Genomic DNA, 18,348 nt, shown 5'->3' with positions numbered 1-18,348 from the left:
ATGGTCCACATGAAGCCGCATATGCCGGAACCCGATGTCAAAAACATTCCCCACCAGCACGCCTTCGTTCTGGTCGGCGATAAAACTCATTTCGCGGTTCATATGGCGCAGTTTCACTGTGAACTGCACAAGTATCAGCTGATCTTCAAGATTACATTAAATGGCAAGGACGATGCGCTCCGCGATCTGCGAAAAGAATATCCGGACGAGGCTCTGTTCTTCTGCAACAGCGACGGCAAAGCCGATTGGTTTTCCATCCCCTCTGTCGCCGCAGGAAATGCGGATGGATCCAAGAAAGAACTGCGCGGCAATATCTTTGTCGGCATGCGACCTTTTCCACCGCCAGACCAAATGCCACCGCATTTCTTCCCATGGAAATGCGATCGGGCAATTCCGGCAATCACGGATGTCACCGTAACAGTTGAACGGATCGTGCTATTTCGACCCTACGCACATCACGAAGAACTGCCTGATTTTGCTACCTATTTCCTTTGGGGTGAAGGCAGCGAAGCTCATATCACAAACAAACAGATCGCGATGCTTTCCAGCTCGGAATTTGAAACACGTTCGTTTGGTCCCGATGTTGATTTCGTCGGATCACTGGCAATTCCACCAAGCCCTGACCCAGGCCACGATCCAGACCCGGTGACACCAGTTGATTGGCTTGAAGACACATTGCTAACCGCAGGAACCGTCATCACCATTCCGTCCATCCATGTTCGAGATCTCGATACCGGCGACATTACCATTCCGCCAGAACCGCCTTTGACTAAGGGTCAAAGTTACAGTGCTCTTTATCGCGGCATCACACCCGCACGCGCCATCACAGCGGGCTCGACTTTCATGTATTGCACTGCTGTGATAAACACTCCCGACCGGATCCCTAACACAGATTACGACGTGTTCGGCATCTTCCCCATGCCGAAGAAATATTGGGGATCCGCTCCATGAGTTACGAGCAAACCGAAGGCAATACCGAACTTTGGGCAACGGTGTTCGGTCCCGGGCATCCTGATTTGCAAAAACAGCATCGAATGCACAAGATGCTGCCCTCGGCACCACGTTGCCGCATGTGTCTGGTCCCCTTTGGCGGAATTGGCGGATGGATCATGTCCAAACGCGGCAAAGCCCCATCTTCACGCAACCCGCATTACTGCAATGCCTGCGATGGCTTTTTAGACGCGTTTCCGGGTGGAGCCGAAGTCGACATGTCTATCCTTTATGTCGACGTTCGCAACTCTGTCGGCACTGCGGAAAGTTCTTCCGCCGAATATGTCGGGAAACGGATTAACACATTCCTGAAACGCGCCACGGACGTCATCACCAAAAACGATGGGTTTGTGATGGCGTTCTATGGTGATTGCGTGGTTGCAGTCTGGCCGCCCGGGTTTTCCGGTCCGGATCATGCAAAAAAAGCAGTCGCTGCAGCCAAAGCCCTGGGAGCAGCGTTTGCTGGCAATAGTGAGGTACCAGCCGGCACAGGATTGCACACCGGGCCAGTGTACATTGGAACCGTCGATGCAGGGAAAGGCACATTCCGTGACATCTCTATCTTTGGACACTCGGTGAATGTGACGGCCCGACTTGCGTCAGTTGCCGATGGTGGTCAGGCGCTGGCTTCAGATGCATTGGCGTCAGCGGCTAACATTTCAACGGAAAATGCCCAATCACTGGACTTGAAGGGGCTAAGCTCACCCGTCAAGGTGGTCACCCTTTGACCATGCGCTGAGCAGATGTTTGATACAGTTTGGAAAGCGCTCTGGGCAAAAATCTGAGTGATTGCTTTGAGGTGGCGGTGGCGTCAGACCGATGCGAACCAGTTTCTGCTACGGCAATATGACTGTCCGTTGTGCGCCGCAAAGGTTGTGCCATTCGGCAAAAACGGTGGTTCGGTTCAGCTTAAAAGTGTTTCGGCTAGAAAGTAACCGATTTTGGTTGAAATTATTGTAGACCGTGGTGTGGAAGGAAGCGAATTTCTGTAAGCAACGCATCTACCTAAACCGCAGCATGGCCCGCTCTCGTCGTTGAAATGGCAGGTGCGAATTCTCCACGCGATTGTTCACCCAGCGACCGGTGGTTTGTTGTTCCGGTGCGTTCAGATACCACTTCCACTTGTTGGACCGGAATCCATGAATTCTACGTTTCTTAATCTCGCCCGCAAGCATCGGGCCAAACCTGTTCCACCAAAACCGGACTGACTAATGACTGATTTCGATGCCACGCTAGTGGAGAAGATCCTCAACGTATCAAAGTTACAGCGAGAAGCTAATATGCAAAATCACTGCCAGACGGATGATCTCTGGACTCGTCATTAAATGTGAAATTGGTTGGATTTGGTCATTTGACGATGCTATGCAACCGCCCCAACCCGTCTCACGGCGGTTTATTCTGACATTGCCCATCTGAAGCTTTACAAATCTGCCCAACTCCGCCCAATAAACGTAATTTTGGCAATACCGAATCAACGATTCCGAGGCGCTGAATTCAGTCTCCGCTATTCAGATTCAACCAAACGCATAATCGTCTCGATGTTGAATTCAAGCCGGCCGTCCAATGCCTCAGGCACCATGAAATCCCGTTCAAACAAAAACGAACCAGTGAAGCGATTGGTCAAATAATAGTACCCAATCGCCGCAATTGTGATGTTTAGATTTATCGGATCGATGTTTTTTCGGAATGCACCATCTGCCTCGCCACGCTTCAGGATTTCGCCAACCATATCCGTAAATTTCCGACTGACATCCTGCAATCGGTCCGATCCCTGAATATGCCGGGCCTGGTGCAGGTTTTCGCTGTTAACAAGTCGAATGAACTCGGGATTTTCTAGGTAGTACTGCCAAGTAAAAATAACCAGCCTTTTCAGGGCATCACGCGGAGGAATGTTCTCCAGCTCCAGTTCTTGCTCAGCGGCGCGTATGCCGATGTAAGCTTCTTCCATGACGACCTTGAAGAGATCCTCTTTGCTTCCGAAATAATGGTAGATCATTCTCTTATTGGCTTTTGCTCGGTCAGCAATCTCATCGACCCGCGCGCCGCCCAACCCTAGTTTCGCAAACTCTTGCTTTGCAGCATCGAGGATTCGCGCCTTGGTGGCATCGGCGTCTCTTGTCCTCTGTTTGGTCTTAGCCATCCCTTTTCCTACCCTTTCCTCCAAGGCTTTGAAATTCAGTCGCCTGTATCCGGATCATTACCAGATTTTGATTCGTTATACCCGACTTGACAATAAAGAGAAATCGGAAGTAACTAACTAGTGCGTTACTTATCGAATCGAACACTTATACCGTAGCGCTTCAAGATCGGAGCGCCCCCGACACGGGGATCAAATGGGAGGACCAAATGTAGTTCATCAAAAAATTCATCGACCAGGAAACGGTTAATCGCCGAGATCTTCTGCTCGCATCGGCCTATGGCCTTGGCGGCGTTGCCGCCGTGGGGCTCATGGGGCCAGGCATGGCACGCGCCGCAATCGCCGACCCGGCAGTCGCTTGGTCATATCGAAACCGCACAAACCCCTACTGGAATGAGATCGTGTCGGGCGGAGAAGCGTTCGTCGAAAGTCTCGGCAAATCCAAGGACTTCCTTACGCACCTCATCAACGAAGGTTCGTCTGAGAAGTCCCTGGCGGACGTAAAAGCGCTTCTATCGAAAACAAACGGCGACCTCGCACTTGCCATCGATACCAATGACGCACCAAATGCCCGTCCGGTAGTCGAGGCTTGCGTCGCCGCCGGAGCATATGTTTCGACCTTGTGGAACAAGACGGATGATCTGCACCCCTGGGACTTCGGCGACAACTACGTAAGCCACATGAGCTGGTCCGACGAAGGTCCCGCCGAACAAACCGCGCGCATCCTTCTGGACGCGATGGGCGGTAAGGGAGGTGTCGTTCATCTGGGTGGCATCGCATCGAACAATCCGGCCATCGAACGTCTAAACGGCCTCAAGAATGCGCTCAAGGATTACTCAAACGTCGAACTTCTGGACGCACAACCCGCTGATTGGGATACACAAAAGGCCAACCAGGTCATGTCTTCTTTCCTGACCCGCTACGGTGACGAGATCACCGGCGTTCACTGCGCCAACGACACTATTGCCTATGGGGTTCTCGAAGCGCTGCGTGCCGAAGGTATCGAAGGCATGCCGGTCGTGTCTTATGACGGCAACCCACAAGCTGTTGAGCTTGTCGCACGTGGAGACATCCTTGCCACTGTATTCACGAACCCGCACTGGGGCGGAGGGATTACAGCTGCACTCGCCTATCACGCGGCGACCGGACACTTTAAACCGTCGGACGAGCCGAACGAACATCGCGAGTTCAACGGCCCGTCAATCTTCGTCACACCGGATGACGCAGCCGCCTTCAAGACGAACTATATCGACAACGTCCCAACTTATGACTGGACCGATTTCTGGGGTCCTTCCAACGGGCCCATCGTCTACAAGTGATATCCTTTGACCAGCCCGTCCCGTTCGGGCTGGTCACCTACATGTGATAAGAACAGCCAAGAACAATTGGCGAGAGACATTGGTCCCCTGAACCGGAAGGAATTCCATGCCATTCATCAAGTCTCACCTAGACGCCCTCACAATCAGTCGCCGCAACTTTTTGCTGGCAAGTGCCGCAGGGGTTGTCGCTGCACCCTGGGCCCGCGGAGCTATGGCGGACGGGCACGCACCGACAGTTGCCTGGAGTTTTCGCAATCGATCCAATCCCTATTGGAACGCCATCGCTTCGGGCGGGGAGGCATTCGTCGAATCGATTGGCATGAGTAAGTCCGAAATGGTTCAGCTGATTAACGAAGGATCATCCGAGAAATCACTGGCCGATGTGAAAGCTCTCCTCGCGAAAGTGGGCTCGAAGCTTGCTCTTGCCATTGACGCCAACGATGGGCCGAACGGAAGGCCCATCGTTGAAGCAGTGGCCGATGCTAACGCCTACGTCTGCACCATCTGGAATAAAACCGAAGACCTCCACCCTTGGGATTTCGGTGACAACTACGTCGCACACGCCTCGTGGTCGTCTGTTGATCCCGCCGATCAGGCGTCACGCGTGGTGTTTGACGCCATGGGCGGTAAGGGTCGTGTTGTCGGTCTCGGAGGCATTCCATCGAATCCGCCAGCAATCGAACGCCGCCAAGGCATGATGAACGCGCTCAGAGACTACCCTGACATCGAGCTCCTCGATTATCAGCCCGCCAATTGGGACACCCAGAAGGCAGCCGAGGTCATGTCTTCGCTCATCACCCGCCACGGCGATATAGATGGCGTGATCTGCGCCTCCGACACTATGAGTTTTGGCGCTCTGGAAGCGCTGCGTGCTGAGGGCATGGCCGGAACAACCAAGGTCGGCGGCTATGACGGCACTAGTCAGGCAGTTGAGTTAATACAGAAGGGCGAAATGACAGTCACCGTCGATACCAATCCATTCTGGGCAGGCGGCGCTCTTTCTTCGCTCGCGTATCATGCCGCCATTGGAACGTTCAATCCGTCCGAGGAACCACGCGAACATCGCGAGTTCTTCGGCCCCTCGATCATGGTGACCGAAGCTGACGCAGCCGCGTTCAAAGCCAACTTTATCGATGCCAAGCCCGAGTATGATTGGTCGGATTTCTGGGGCCCAACTACCCCGGCCATCTGATCCCACTACAGGGCCGGCACCTCCCAGCCGGCCCTGACACCGAATATCGGAGACGTGAGATATGACTGACATTTCGGCCGTTGTGGGCGCGGGTTCCTTCTTTAATCGCGAGCGCGTCGTCAAATGGGCGCCGCTCCTCGTACTATTCGTTCTGATCGTCCTATTCCCCTTCTTTGAGTGGCTGGAGGATTTTCGAGATGGTAAGGATCACGTCTACTTGCTTGACTCGCGTTTTTTGTCGATCCGCAACGCGGCCCGCATCGGGATCTCGTCGGCCCCTGCTCTGATGGTCGCCATTGGCGTGACATTCATTATCATCATGGGGTCGATCGACCTTTCGATGGAAGGAACGGTCTCGGTATGCGCTGTAATCTTCGCATTCGCCTTCATAGCCTGGGGTGGTACAGTCTTGAGCTGGGCGTGGATCGCCATGCCACTGGCGCTGGTCGTCGGCGCCGTGATGGGCTTCATCAACGGCCTTGTGCATATTAAACTCAAAATTCCGTCTTTCATGGCCTCACTCGCCATGGGGTTCGTCGGCACAGGACTTGCCTTGCTTCTAACGGGTGGCGACCGGATCCGGGTCGAAGATCCAGTCTTCCGATCTCTATTGACCGACCGCTGGTTTAACTTCCCGATCATGTGCTACGTCGCATTCGCCTTTCTTCTGATCGCCTGGTTCATCCAGTCTCACACAACACTCGGTCGCAACTTCTACGCTGTTGGAGGCGGCGAAGAACTTGCCCATGCAAGCGGCCTCAACGTTGAACGCGTTCGTCTGATGGGCTTCACGCTAGCAGGTGTGTTCTTCGCTGTCGGCGCGCTGCTCGCTGTCGGGCGAATCGGCATCGCCGAAACCGCAACCGGGAACAACTTCATGTTCGTCTCAATCACCGCCGTTGTCGTCGGCGGAACCGCACTCTGGGGCGGCCTCGGCGGCGTCTGGAATACGCTTGTCGGCGTCCTGATCGTCAACGTCATCAACAACGGGATGGTCGTGATCGGCCTGCCCGGGTGGGTTCAGAACGGCACACTTGGCGTTTTGGTCATCGCGGCGGTCGTCCTCTCGACCGACCGCAAGTCCGTCAGCTTCGTGAAATAGGGGGCGGATATGTACGAGCTTCGCGCAGTAGACAAAATGTTCCCGGGTGTTCACGCGCTTAAGGCCGTAGACTTCAAAGTGAACCGGGGTGAAATCGTCGGCCTCGTTGGAGAAAACGGTGCTGGAAAATCGACGCTGATGAAAGTCATCTACGGTGCTTACCAGCCCGACGGCGGCAACATCACTATCGACGGCACCACAGTTCGGTTCCAGAACCCACGACAGGCGATGGACCACGGCATTGGAATGGTTTTTCAGGAACAATCCCTGATCACCAATCTGACGGTCATGGAGAACATCTTTCTTGGCTACGAGGCCCAGTTCGTCAGCTACGGCGTCATCAACTGGAAGTCCATGGCGCAGGCGGCAAGGCACCAGTTGAGCAAAGTCAAACTGGACATCGATCCTTCAACAATCACGTCAGAACTCAGCTTTGCCCAGCGCCAACTTGTTGAACTTGCTAAGGTTTTGACGCTGGAAGAGAGAGTTGACGGCGATCTCGTTATCTTGCTGGATGAGCCAACGTCGGTGCTGGCCAAAGAAGAAGTCGAGCTGCTGTTCAACCTTGTGCGCGAACTCACCAATCGAGCAAGTTTCATTTTCGTCAGCCATAGAATGGACGAAGTTCTGGAGCTGTCAGACCGCATTTACGTCATGAAAGATGGCGAAGTAGTCGACGTTGTCGGCCAAAACGAGGCGAAAGTCGACGCCATTCAGCACAAGATGGTTGGGCGCGATGTCGACAAGGAATATTACCGGGAGCAAAAGCAACAGGACTACCGGGACGAGGTCGTGTTGTCTTTCCAGAACGTCAGCGACGGTCGGAAGTTTGATGACATATCTTTTGATCTGCATCGGGGCGAAGTTCTTTGTCTGGTCGGCACAGAAGGGTCTGGTCGAGAAGCAATTCTCCGCACTGTTTTCGGACTTGAGACACCGACGGAGGGAACGGTGGCAATTAAGGGCCAGCAAATAACCCGTTTCACCGCAAAAGGCGGCGTGGATCTTGGCGTGGGCTACATTCCTCGAGAGCGCAAAGTTGAGGGCATTGTCGCGGGCATGAATGTCTACGAAAATATGACCCTCAGCCAGATGCAGAAATACGCCACAGGTGGTCTGCTGAAATCGGGCGAGGAAAAAGCCCTCGCTCGAAAGTGGATTGACCGTCTCGCGATCAAGACGCCGGATACCTACAAGGATTGCGGCGGCCTTTCAGGCGGCAACCAGCAAAAAGTAGTTCTGGCCAAGTGGCGCTCTGGCGGCTCGGACATCATCCTGCTCGACCACCCGACCCGTGGCCTCGACATTGGTGCAAAGGAAGACGTTTACGAGATGGTTCGCGAAATGTCGGATCAGGGCGCCGGCATCATTCTCGTGGCTGACACTCTGGAAGAAGCGATCGAACTCTCGCACACCATCCTCGTCCTCAAAGACGGGGAATTTCAAAAACGCTTTGATGGGAAACCGGGCGACAAGCCGTCGCTTTATGATCTCGTCCATCACATGATCTGAGGCCGCTACAATGAACATCGAAAAAATCCGACCATATCTGCCTTGGTTGACCCTGATTTTCCTCGCACTTCTGGTTGGCACGGCGAACCCGGCCTTTTTCAATCCGTCAGGAATGATCGCTCTGATCGCTGATATCGTGCCTCTGTTCATCATGGCATTGGGCATGACTTTCGCCATTTACATTGGCGGTATCGATTTGTCGGTTCAGCAAATGGCCAATCTGGTGACTGTCGTTGCCACAGTTTACCTTGCGCAGTTAGGTATGGGCGTTGCTCTTGTATGCGTTGCGCTGGGCTTCGTCTTCGGCGCTATCTCTGGCTATGTGACAACGCGGCTCTATGTGCCGTCATTTGTGTCGACGTTGGCAGTAGGCTTCATTGCGCTGTCTGGTGCCAAATACCTCTCAGGCGAACGCGCGCTTTCCATGGACGCAACACTTCGTAACGAGTCTTTCGGCTGGATGTTCGAAACCACCGCGGGAGCTCCCAACGAACTCATTATCGCGGGATTTCTTCTCTTCGTTGCCTGGGTTCTGCAAACGAAGACAACCTTTGGTCGCGCTCTAAAAGCCGTCGGCTCGGGAGAACTTGCCGCAGTGGCATCCGGTCTTAACGTCGACCGCATCAAGATCATCGCCTTCGCCATTTCCGGCACTTTTGCGGCCGTCGCGGGTTTGATGTTCTCAGTCAAGCTTTCGGGTGGAGATGCAAATCTTGCCAACGGCTTCCTACTTCTTGCCATCGTCGCGGTTCTGGTCGGCGGGACGCCGTTGACTGGCGGTGTCGGCGGTGTAATCAACACGCTGATCGGCACGCTTATCGTCGTCGTCATCCGCTCGGCCATGGTCTATCTGGAAATAGACGCGACCCAGCAACAGATGGTTTTTGGCCTCGTTCTGATTGCCGCAATCGCACTCACAATCGATCGCTCGAAACTCCGGGGCGTGGTAAAATGACGACGATGCGCGCGGCGGTTCTTGTCGAACCCGGCAGGTTCGAGTTGCGCGACATCTCGCGCCCTACACCGGGCTTTGACGAAGCGCTCGTTCGGATCGCACGCACCGGAATTTGCGGCACCGACATGCACATATTCAACGGCCACTACGCCGCCGAAAGCCTGCCGATGATCCCAGGCCATGAATTCACTGGTCACATAGCAGAGCTTGGTCGTGGAGTGAAAGGCCTGACTAAGGGACAACCTGTTGTCGTCGACATGAACATCGGCTGCCAACGCTGCTATTGGTGTCGCAGGAACGAAATTCTCAACTGCCCCGAAATGCAGCAGATAGGCATCACAATGGACGGTGCCTTTGCGGAGTACATCTCTGTCCCTGCCCGCCTTGTAATTCCCGCCTCCGAGCAGGTGCCGACCGAAGTTCTGGCGCTCACTGAACCGCTCGCCTGCGTCGTTCGTGCCGCCCGCAAAGCGCAAATCACATTCGGTCAGTCGGTGGTAGTAATAGGTGCGGGCCCTATCGGGAACCTTCACGTACAACTGCTTCGCACCATTGGTGCTGCCCCGATCATCGTGTCGGATATCAGCAAAGACCGGGTGCAGATGGCGCTGGATTGCGGCGCGGACATTGGCATCAGTGAATCTGATGAACTGGAAGAAACCGTCAAACACGCCACTGAAGAACGCGGCGCTGACATTGTTATTGAAAGCGTCGGTCACCCTGCCCTCTATGCTAAGGCTCAGCGCCTGATACGCAAGGGCGGACACCTCGCTGCATTTGGTCTCACAGGCGCGGGCGAAACACTGCCTATTGATATCCTGAAAACGATTCTGGAAGAAAACTCGATCAAAGGCTCTGTCGCCGGCATGGGCGAAGATATGCACGACGCGCTTACGCTTCTCACTCACGGACGCATCCACACAGATCCTTTTGTCGCGGCGGAATACCCGCTTGAAGACATCCAAAATGCCTTCGAAACTCTTGCGGATCGACCCAAAGACCTGAAGACCCAGATCGTAATGGCCTAGCGCCAATCCATTAGGGAGTTAGAAATGCCGACCGAAGCCTACACATCCAAGCCTCAAGGCATGATCCCGAACAGCCGCTTTCCACTATTGGTTCACCGCAATGCAATCCCCGGCGGCGGAACAGAAGCGGTCAAGTCACGCTTTCGCAAAAACGGTTGGAGCAATAACTGGGAGTATCCAGGCGTCTATCATTACCCACACTTCCATTCCACAACCCACGAATGCCTCGGCTGCGCTGCCGGATGGATGGAGTTCAACCTCTCGGTCGGGGAAGGTGGTTGGACGAAAGTCCGCGTCGAAGCCGGCGACGTGATCGTCATGCCTGCGGGTGTTAGTCACGAACATATAATCGCTTCAGATGATATCATGATGTGTGGCGGATATGCCGGCGGTCGTGACTGGGACAACATTCAGGAATCCCATCTTACACCTGATCTCTACTATCGTGCCTGCAAGAGCATCATGTCCCTGCCAATTCCCGACAAGGATCCTGCCACAGGTGAAATCCTTCACGAATGGCACGAAGCACCTTCCTCAACTGATGGCGGCTGGAACGACTGGCGCGATGGCCTCGACGCTTCAAACTGACCGGCACATTTCTGTGGAAAAATGGCCCATCATCGTCGAGTTTGACGTTATTCCTGATCGCGCGGAAGATTTCGTGCGCATGTTCAACGCCGAATTTGTTCCACGTTCGCGCGCCGAGAGCGGCTGCGAACTCTATGAACTCTGGCGTGATCCAGGAAATCCGTCCCGCCTGACGGTCGTCGAAAGATGGACGACAAAGTCCCACCACGATGCGCATCTTGAAGCCAAATGGTTCAAGGAATGGTCACCGGTCATGGAAAGCTATCAGGCCGCACCGCTGGTCATTCGCTGGATGGAAGCGACCGAATTAGCTTCTGTGCAGGTCTGCCGTCCATGACATTACCCCTATTTTGCTGAACGGGTCGAGACATGAATTACCCGAACCATCTTGTGCAATTTTGGTGCCTTGGATTGATCTTCTCTTGAATTAACCATTTAGTTACTTATACTAAATTGAAGAGATAAAAACGCTTGGAAGGATTCGCCATGGACAAGGCATCAAGGCAGCATTCTCTGCCCGAAACACCGCGAGAATTCGGTTTTTTTGTCGACGGTGCCTATGTTCCGGCAGGCGGCCGCGAGACGCTGACCCGGAATTCTCCCGGCCACGGCGTTCCGGTCACGAACCTGGTCAAATGTACAAGCGAAGACCTAAATTCAGCCGTCGCCTCGGCCCGTCAGGCATTTGAAGATCGCCGCTGGTCGGGACTGGGCGGCGCGGACAGGGCCGCACTGCTGTTGAAGACCGCGAACATCATGCGCGAGCGCGTCGAAGAGATCGCCTATTGGGAAACCCTTGAGAATGGCAAACCAATCAGTCAAGCGCGCGGCGAGGTCGAAGGCTGTATTGGGATGTTCGAATATTGCAGCGGCCTTGCACGCTCTCTTCATGGCGACAGTTTCAACAATCTTGGTGACGGATCGCTCGGCATAGTCACCCGCGAACCGGTTGGCGTCGTTGGTCTGATCACACCCTGGAACTTTCCGTTCCTTATCCTTTGCGAGAGGGTTCCCTACATCCTTGCGTCTGGAAACACGATGGTCGCCAAACCATCCTAAATGACGTCGGCAACAACGCTTCTACTTGCCGAGATCATGTCGGATGCCGGGCTGCCCGATGGCGTTTTCAATGTGGTAACAGGCTCAGGACGGTCGGTCGGTCAAGCTCTGATCGAGCATATGGACGTTGATATGCTGTCTTTCACCGGCTCCACCGCTGTCGGGCGCACCGTTGTCAAAGCGTCGGCCAATTCAAACTTCAAAAAGCTGGGCCTCGAACTCGGAGGAAAGAACCCTCAGGTGGTTTTCGCCGACGCCGACCTCGAAGATGCCGCCGATGGTGTGGCCTTCGGAATTGCGTTCAACACGGGTCAATGTTGTGTCTCAGGATCTCGTCTGATCGTAGAACGTTCGGTGGCTGACAAGTTTGCGCAGATGGTTGCCGATAAATTAGCCAAAGTCATTGTGGGCGATCCACTTGATGAAGCCACGCAAGTAGGTGCAATCACAACAGACGCCCAGAACACAACGATTATGGGTTTCATTTCCAAAGGCCAGGAGGAAGGCGCGCGGTTGATCCATGGCGGCCAACAACTCGACCTTGGGCGCGGTCAATACATTGCGCCAACGATTTTCGCTGATGTAACCAAGGACATGGCTATTGCTCGTGAAGAGATATTCGGACCGGTTCTTACAGTCATACCATTTGACTCAGTGGACGAGGCGATCGACATCGCCAATGGCACTGAGTACGGACTGGCTGCCAGCGTCTGGACCAAAAACATCGACAAAGCGCTCTTGGTCACGCGCCGCGTACAGGCCGGACGCTTCTGGGTGAATACAACGCTATCAGGTGGCCCGGAGCTACCAATTGGTGGCATGAAACAATCCGGTTGGGGGCGCGAAGCAGGAATCTATGGCGTTGAAGAATACACTCAGGTCAAATCGGTTCACATTGAAATAGGCAAGCGCAGTCCTTGGGTGGAGTAATGGCGACGAACGGATACGACTATGTGATTGTAGGCGGCGGATCAGCCGGCTGCGTATTGGCAAACCGTCTAAGCGACAACACCGGTACACGCGTGTTGCTGCTCGAAGCGGGCGGCAAGGATTGGCATCCCTTGATCCACATGCCAGTTGGGTTTGCCAAAATGACAAGCGGACCCCATATGTGGGGATTTAATACTGTCCCACAAACCCATGCAAACAATCGCGAAATTCCCTATGCACAAGGCCGTGTTCTAGGCGGCGGCTCTTCAGTAAACGCCGAAGTTTTCACGCGGGGCACGCCTTCCGACTATGACCGGTGGGCTGACGAGGAAGGATGCGAAGGCTGGGCATTCAAGGACATCCAGAAATACTTTATTAGATCCGAAGGAAACACGATCCTGTCAGGCGGCTGGCACGGTACCGACGGGCCGCTCGGGGTTTCCAATATACCCGATCCCCAACCGATGACACGGGCATTCGTGCAGTCCTGCCAAGAACTTGGCATTCCCTATAATCCAGATTTCAATGGCCAAATCCAAGATGGCTGCGGCGCCTATCAGACTACAACAAAGGACGCCAAGCGCTGCTCTGCTGCGGTCGGTTATCTTCGCCCTGTATTGAAGCGCGCAAACTTGACCGTCGAAACCGGATGCATTGTGCATCGGGTCACCTTTGAAGGAAATCGCGCGACGGGAGTGGAATACACTACCCCAAAGGGTCGCAAGATCGCAAAAGCAGAGGCCGAAGTGCTGATCACGTCCGGCGCGATTGGCACTCCGAAAATTATGATGCTGTCCGGTGTCGGACCATCTGCGCACCTAAAAGAACATGGCATTGACGTCGTCGCTGATCTGCCTGGTGTTGGTGAGAATCTGAATGACCATTTCGGCATCGACATCGTCGCAGAACTGACCGGCCACTACAGCCTTGATAAGTACAACAAGTGGTACATGGCTGCTTGGGCAGGAGCGCAATATTATCTGTTCAAATCCGGCCCGGTCACCTCAAACGTCGTTGAAGGCGGGGCCTTCTGGTACGCCGACAATTCGCAAAGCGTCCCCGATCTGCAGTTTCATTTCCTGGCAGGTGCAGGTGCCGAGGCTGGCGTGCCAAGTGTACCTCCAGGATCGTCAGGGATAACGCTCAATTCATACACCTTACGCCCGAAATCGCGGGGAACTGTGCGGTTGCGTTCCTCCAATCCTGGCGACTTACCTTTGGTAGACCCAAATTTCCTAGGACATCCAGACGACCTGAAGACTTCTGTCGAAGGTGTGAAAATCAGCCGCGAAATTTTCTCGCAGCATTCTCTTCAAAAGTACGTACGGCAGATCCGCTTTCCGGATGACAACGTCAAAACGCAGTCTGAGTTAGAAGACTATGCCCGCCAATATGGGCGCACGTCCTATCACCCGACTTGTACCTGCAAGATGGGCACGGACGAAATGTCCGGTGTCGACCCTCAGCTTCGCGTTCACGGGTTGGAGGGCATCCGAATTTGCGACAGCTCAATCATGCCAAGTCTCATAGGGTCAAATACCAATGCTCCGACAATCATGATTGCCGAGAAAGCCAGTGATATGATCCGAGGCAACCAATAATACCTAACCTCCCTGACTGGATGGGCGTCAGCTGTCGCCCATCTTTTTTTCGGTCACTTTCATGCGCTTCCTGAATATCCCCGGTCGCAAAGCCCGATATTCTGCTCTTGCCAAGCGCAAAATTCTACGGAAGGTTGGCGTTCGGGCTTCTGCAAGCCGATGCGCAACCAACGCTCCTTGCCCTACACCCGAAGTTCAAATCGGTGGCAAAAGTATCGAAAACACCTCTGTCCGATCGAATACGAGCGTCGCAGACCAGCGAGAAACCGTGAGTTCCTAATCCCAGTCTGGTGCCCATGGCACAAGATCGGATCCGACGATGCGATAGCCGGTGTGTGTCATTTTTTCGATTTTCGCCATATCCACATGGCTTAGTGTGAAATCCATGATCTCAAAGTTAGCGCGGATGTTTTCCGGCTTGGTAGACATGGTGTTCACACTGACACCCTTCTGCACGATCCAGCGCAGGACCACTTGCGCAGCAGACTTGCCATAGCCTTTGCCAATCTCAGCGAACTCTGGATGCTTGAAGACTTCGCCACGAGCAACCGAAGAATATGACGACAGTGGAATGCCCGCTTCATTGGCCCCCTTCAGCAGAACATCTTGGTTCAAAAGCGGGTGAAATTCGACCTGGTTCGTCACTATCGGCGCATCAACGATCATCACTGCCTCTTTCATCATAGCAACAGTGTAGTTCGAAACGCCGATATTCTTCGTCAGACCTCGTTTTAGGCTGTCTTCTAACAACTTCAATGAAAGCGCTATACTGTCTTCAATTGGTGGCCAATGAACCAATAGAGCGTCAACATATTCCACACGAAGATCTTTGAGGCTTTGCTCGACAGAAGCAACAAATTTGCCTTCAGTGAAATTATCCGGATGCACTTTCGTCGTGACACACATTTCACCCCTTGCCAGACCAGTGGCAGCGAGCGCTTCGCCTGTTTCGGCCTCGTTTTCATACATCTGTGCCGTATCGAATGCGCGATAACCCACTTTGGCTGCTTCCAGAATCGCTTCCCGCGCAACGTCGCCCGTTAGAGGGAAAGTCCCGAATGCGCGCTGATGTGTTTTCTCGAAATAGATGTTCATTACACGCTCCCTGATGGTGTTCCTAACTTGTAACTCGCTAGTTACTTAATGGAAAGAGTAGTGAGCGAGAATTTCACGCGACTCTCGGAATATTCCTTGAATCATGGGGCTTACATTGGCATAGTCGAAATAACTAACTAGTTACTTTATGCAATAACAAACCCTGGGGAGGACAAGTGAGTAAACAGATTTCCGCCGCCGAGGCAGCTGCGCTTATCGCCGACGAAGCCGTCGTTGCGGTGAATTCGTCCAGTGGATTGTGTTGCCCCGATGCAGTGCTCGCCGCGCTCGGCGAACGCTTTGACAACTCCGGATCACCGCGGAATCTCACGACAATTCATCCTATTGCCGCAGGAGACTTCTTTGGCACCAAAGGCGTCGATCACATCGCCAAGCCGGGATGTCTATCGCGCATTATCGGCGGCTCCTACCCATCCGGACCAACGAAAGCCGACCCGCCTTTGATCTGGCAAATGATTACCGCCAATCAGGTCGAAGCCTATAACGTGCCTTCGGGTATTGTTTTTGACATGCTACGCGAAGGCGCAGGACATCGTCCCGGTGTGTTCACCAAAGTCGGAATGGAAACCTTCGTCGATCCCGATCTGGAAGGCTGCGCCATGAACGACGCGGCACGTGCCAGACCTATTGTTCGGCACGAAAACTTCGGTGGTGAGGATTGGCTGTTTTTTGATGCCTTGAAACCTGACGTAGCGATCATTCGCGCAACAACGGCAGATCAGCGTGGCAACCTAAGCTTTGAAAGCGAAGGCGCTTATCTCGGCGCAATGGAGATGGCCTTGGCGGCACACAATACCGGCGGCATCGTCATTGCACAGGTCAGGCGGGTCGCGCAGAACGGTTCAATCCGGCCGCACGATGTTCGCGTCCCCGGCATTCTTGTGGATCACGTCGTCGAAGCGCCGGAAATGCTTCAAACTACGGCTACCGTCTACGATCCCGCCATTTCAGGCGAGTTGATCCGTCCATTGGACAGTTTCAAAAATATGGATTTCGGGGTTCAGAAAGTGATTGCGCGCCGGGTAGCGCAAGAACTGGAAAGCGGATGGGCTGTGAACATCGGGTTCGGAGTATCTGCAAATGTGCCTCGAATCTTCATCGAAGAGGGTCATCATGGCGCGGTTACATGGGTAATCGAGCAAGGCGCCGTCGGGGGTGTTCCTCTACTGGACTTCAAGTTTGGCTGCGCTGCCAATGCCGAAGCTTTTGTGGCTTCGCCTCACCAATTCGCTTACTTTCAGGCCGGTGGATTTGATTGCTCTTTGTTGTCCTTTCTCGAAATCGGCACCGATGGCTCGGTGAATGTCTCGCGTCTGGCGGCAACTCCACACAGGACGGCAGGTGCGGGTGGCTTTGTAGACATCACGGCGCGCGCGAAGAAAATCATCTTCTCAGGCAACTTCAATGCCGGGGCGAAGATGGCGGTTGAGGATGGTAAATTAGTTATCAATCGCGAAGGAAAGATCGCGAAGATCGTGCCCGAGGTGGATCAAGTATCGTTTTCTGGCATTCGCGCTATCGCCCAGGGACAAGAAGCGACCTATATAACAGAAAGATGTGTGATGCGCCTGACCAAGAACGGCCTAGAAGTCACTGAAATCGCACCGGGAATTGATCTCGAGTGCGATGTACTTTCGCAAGCCGGCGCGCCCCTACAGGTATCCAATAACCTTCGCATCATGGATGCAAGACTGTTTCAGAGCGGCCCCATCGGATTGACACCGTGAGCCCGGACAGCCGAATTCTCCTCAGCATCGACGGCGGAATTGCGCGGCTCGTTCTAAACCGGCCGGACAAACACAACGCGCTCGACGCCGCAATGGTCAATGATCTTGCCGCAAGATGTCGCGAGATCGGGCGATCTGAGGCGCGCGTGGTGATCCTTTCTGGGGCAGGCAAAGCATTCTCCGCAGGCGGCGACATCGATGCTTGGTCAGACAAAACGCCTGAAGAGTTCGGCCGTCACTGGGTGCGCGATGGGCATATCGCATTCGACGCCCTGGCACGCCTCGCACAACCGGTGATCGCCGTACTCAACGGCCATGCACTTGGAGGCGGCCTCGAACTTGCGGCTTGCGCTGACCTGCGCATCGCTGAATCCCACATCAAAATCGGACAACCGGAAACAGGCTTGGGCATTATTCCGGGCTGGTCAGGTACGCAGCGCACCGTGCGACGCTTCGGTTCGCAAGTCGTGCGCCGTATGGCAATTTTAGGCGAAACCTTCACCGCCAATGAGGCGCTTGCACTTGGCCTTGTGGATCACGTGACTGAGACTGGGGCAGCAATGGCCGCAGCAGAGGATGCAGCTGGTCGCGTTCTTGCCCGCGCTCCACGTGCTACCTAATTGACAAAGATGATGATCAATGCAGCCGAGGGCGAGGAACGCGAGCGTATTATCGAGTCGCTTGCCGGCACGATCGCGGCGGGATCAACGGAACTCCAGGAAAGGCTATCTGCGTTTCGCGAGCGACGCCCATCCGATTTTGGAAAGGATGACACATGATACGGCATCTTGTCGGTTTGCGGTTCAAGCCGGAAACGTCGGCGGCCACCAAACAAGCGCTCTATGATGATCTGGCAATGCTAAATCAACGAATAGATGGCATTCTTGATTTTCAGGCACGTCCCAATGTCAGTGTCGAGGACCCCTTGGTGCGCGACTTTCGCGATGTATTCTGGTTCGATTTCCGCGACACCAATGTGCGCGACATTTATCTGAACGACGAAGTACATCAAAGCATCGGAGCAAGGATCGTGGCAGAGCTTGATGGTGGAGCCGATGGTGTTTTCGTTTTTGATTTTGAGGTCTAATTGGC

The 18,348-nt window shown here is 54.1% G+C and carries 15 protein-coding genes and 2 pseudogenes; 15 read left to right on the top strand and 2 right to left on the bottom strand.

Going from position 1 to position 18,348, the window contains the following annotated elements; genetic code table 11:
* Entirely contained in the window at window positions 1–951 is a 951-nt protein-coding gene (locus GKR98_16475) for a hypothetical protein (GenBank protein ID QMU59634.1), read from the top strand.
* A complete protein-coding gene (locus tag GKR98_16470) occupies window positions 948–1,718 on the top strand; it encodes a hypothetical protein (protein QMU59633.1) in 771 nt (256 codons plus the stop codon). Before GKR98_16475 ends, GKR98_16470 begins: the two co-directional genes overlap by 4 nt.
* A 776-nt stretch (window positions 1,719–2,494) precedes the next feature.
* Here the strand turns inward: GKR98_16470 and GKR98_16465 are convergent.
* Window positions 2,495–3,130, bottom strand: a complete 636-nt coding sequence (locus GKR98_16465) for a TetR family transcriptional regulator (GenBank protein ID QMU60146.1) — start codon at window positions 3,128–3,130, stop codon at window positions 2,495–2,497.
* Window positions 3,131–3,345: 215 nt separating this feature from the next.
* Here GKR98_16465 and GKR98_16460 point away from each other — a divergent pair, with 215 nt between their 5' ends.
* From GKR98_16460 to GKR98_16415, 10 genes and pseudogenes are all read left to right on the top strand, one after another.
* Window positions 3,346–4,446, top strand: coding sequence for a substrate-binding domain-containing protein (locus tag GKR98_16460; GenBank protein ID QMU59632.1), 1,101 nt, complete (start codon window positions 3,346–3,348; stop codon window positions 4,444–4,446).
* A gap of 106 nt (window positions 4,447–4,552) precedes the next feature.
* Entirely contained in the window at window positions 4,553–5,638 is a 1,086-nt protein-coding gene (locus GKR98_16455) for a substrate-binding domain-containing protein (protein QMU59631.1), read from the top strand.
* 61 nt (window positions 5,639–5,699) lie between these two features.
* Complete coding sequence (locus GKR98_16450; protein ID QMU59630.1) at window positions 5,700–6,740, top strand: ABC transporter permease; 1,041 nt, start codon at window positions 5,700–5,702, stop codon at window positions 6,738–6,740.
* Window positions 6,741–6,749: 9 nt separating this feature from the next.
* Window positions 6,750–8,252: an ATP-binding cassette domain-containing protein gene (locus GKR98_16445; GenBank protein ID QMU59629.1), complete on the top strand. Its 1,503-nt coding sequence runs from the start codon at window positions 6,750–6,752 to the stop codon at window positions 8,250–8,252.
* Window positions 8,253–8,262: 10 nt separating this feature from the next.
* Entirely contained in the window at window positions 8,263–9,207 is a 945-nt protein-coding gene (locus tag GKR98_16440) for an ABC transporter permease (protein ID QMU59628.1), read from the top strand.
* The gene (locus GKR98_16435; protein ID QMU59627.1) at window positions 9,204–10,235 is read left to right on the top strand and encodes an alcohol dehydrogenase catalytic domain-containing protein; all 1,032 of its coding nucleotides are present in this window, start codon (window positions 9,204–9,206) and stop codon (window positions 10,233–10,235) included. The genes GKR98_16440 and GKR98_16435 overlap by 4 nt, the downstream gene beginning before the upstream one ends.
* Window positions 10,236–10,259: 24 nt before the next feature.
* Window positions 10,260–10,823 carry a hypothetical protein gene (locus GKR98_16430; protein QMU59626.1) on the top strand — a complete coding sequence of 188 codons (564 nt, stop codon included), beginning with the start codon at window positions 10,260–10,262 and terminating at the stop codon, window positions 10,821–10,823.
* Window positions 10,777–11,160, top strand: coding sequence for a hypothetical protein (locus tag GKR98_16425; protein QMU59625.1), 384 nt, complete (start codon window positions 10,777–10,779; stop codon window positions 11,158–11,160). Before GKR98_16430 ends, GKR98_16425 begins: the two co-directional genes overlap by 47 nt.
* A 149-nt stretch (window positions 11,161–11,309) precedes the next feature.
* Window positions 11,310–12,812, top strand: a pseudogene (locus tag GKR98_16420) (aldehyde dehydrogenase family protein).
* The gene (locus tag GKR98_16415) at window positions 12,812–14,413 is read left to right on the top strand and encodes an alanine-phosphoribitol ligase (GenBank protein ID QMU59624.1); all 1,602 of its coding nucleotides are present in this window, start codon (window positions 12,812–12,814) and stop codon (window positions 14,411–14,413) included. Before GKR98_16420 ends, GKR98_16415 begins: the two are co-directional and overlap by 1 nt.
* 276 nt (window positions 14,414–14,689) lie before the next feature.
* Here the strand turns inward: GKR98_16415 and GKR98_16410 are convergent, their stop codons facing one another.
* Entirely contained in the window at window positions 14,690–15,508 is an 819-nt protein-coding gene (locus GKR98_16410) for an aldo/keto reductase (GenBank protein ID QMU59623.1), read from the bottom strand.
* 176 nt (window positions 15,509–15,684) lie between these two features.
* On the opposite strand from GKR98_16410, the gene GKR98_16405 reads away from it, so the two are divergent.
* The 3 genes and pseudogenes from GKR98_16405 (at window position 15,685) to GKR98_16395 (ending at window position 18,343) form a co-directional block, all read left to right on the top strand.
* Entirely contained in the window at window positions 15,685–17,256 is a 1,572-nt protein-coding gene (locus GKR98_16405) for an acyl CoA:acetate/3-ketoacid CoA transferase (protein ID QMU59622.1), read from the top strand.
* A pseudogene (locus GKR98_16400) lies at window positions 17,253–18,035 on the top strand (enoyl-CoA hydratase/isomerase family protein). Before GKR98_16405 ends, GKR98_16400 begins: the two are co-directional and overlap by 4 nt.
* Complete coding sequence (locus tag GKR98_16395) at window positions 18,032–18,343, top strand: Dabb family protein (GenBank protein QMU59621.1); 312 nt, start codon at window positions 18,032–18,034, stop codon at window positions 18,341–18,343. Before GKR98_16400 ends, GKR98_16395 begins: the two are co-directional and overlap by 4 nt.
* The last annotated feature ends 5 nt before the right edge of the window (window positions 18,344–18,348 follow it).

Origin of the sequence: Boseongicola sp. (assembly GCA_014075275.1) — a bacterium.
Classification (GTDB): Bacteria; Pseudomonadota; Alphaproteobacteria; order Rhodobacterales; family Rhodobacteraceae.
This window is presented reverse-complemented; position numbering and strand designations above follow the sequence as displayed.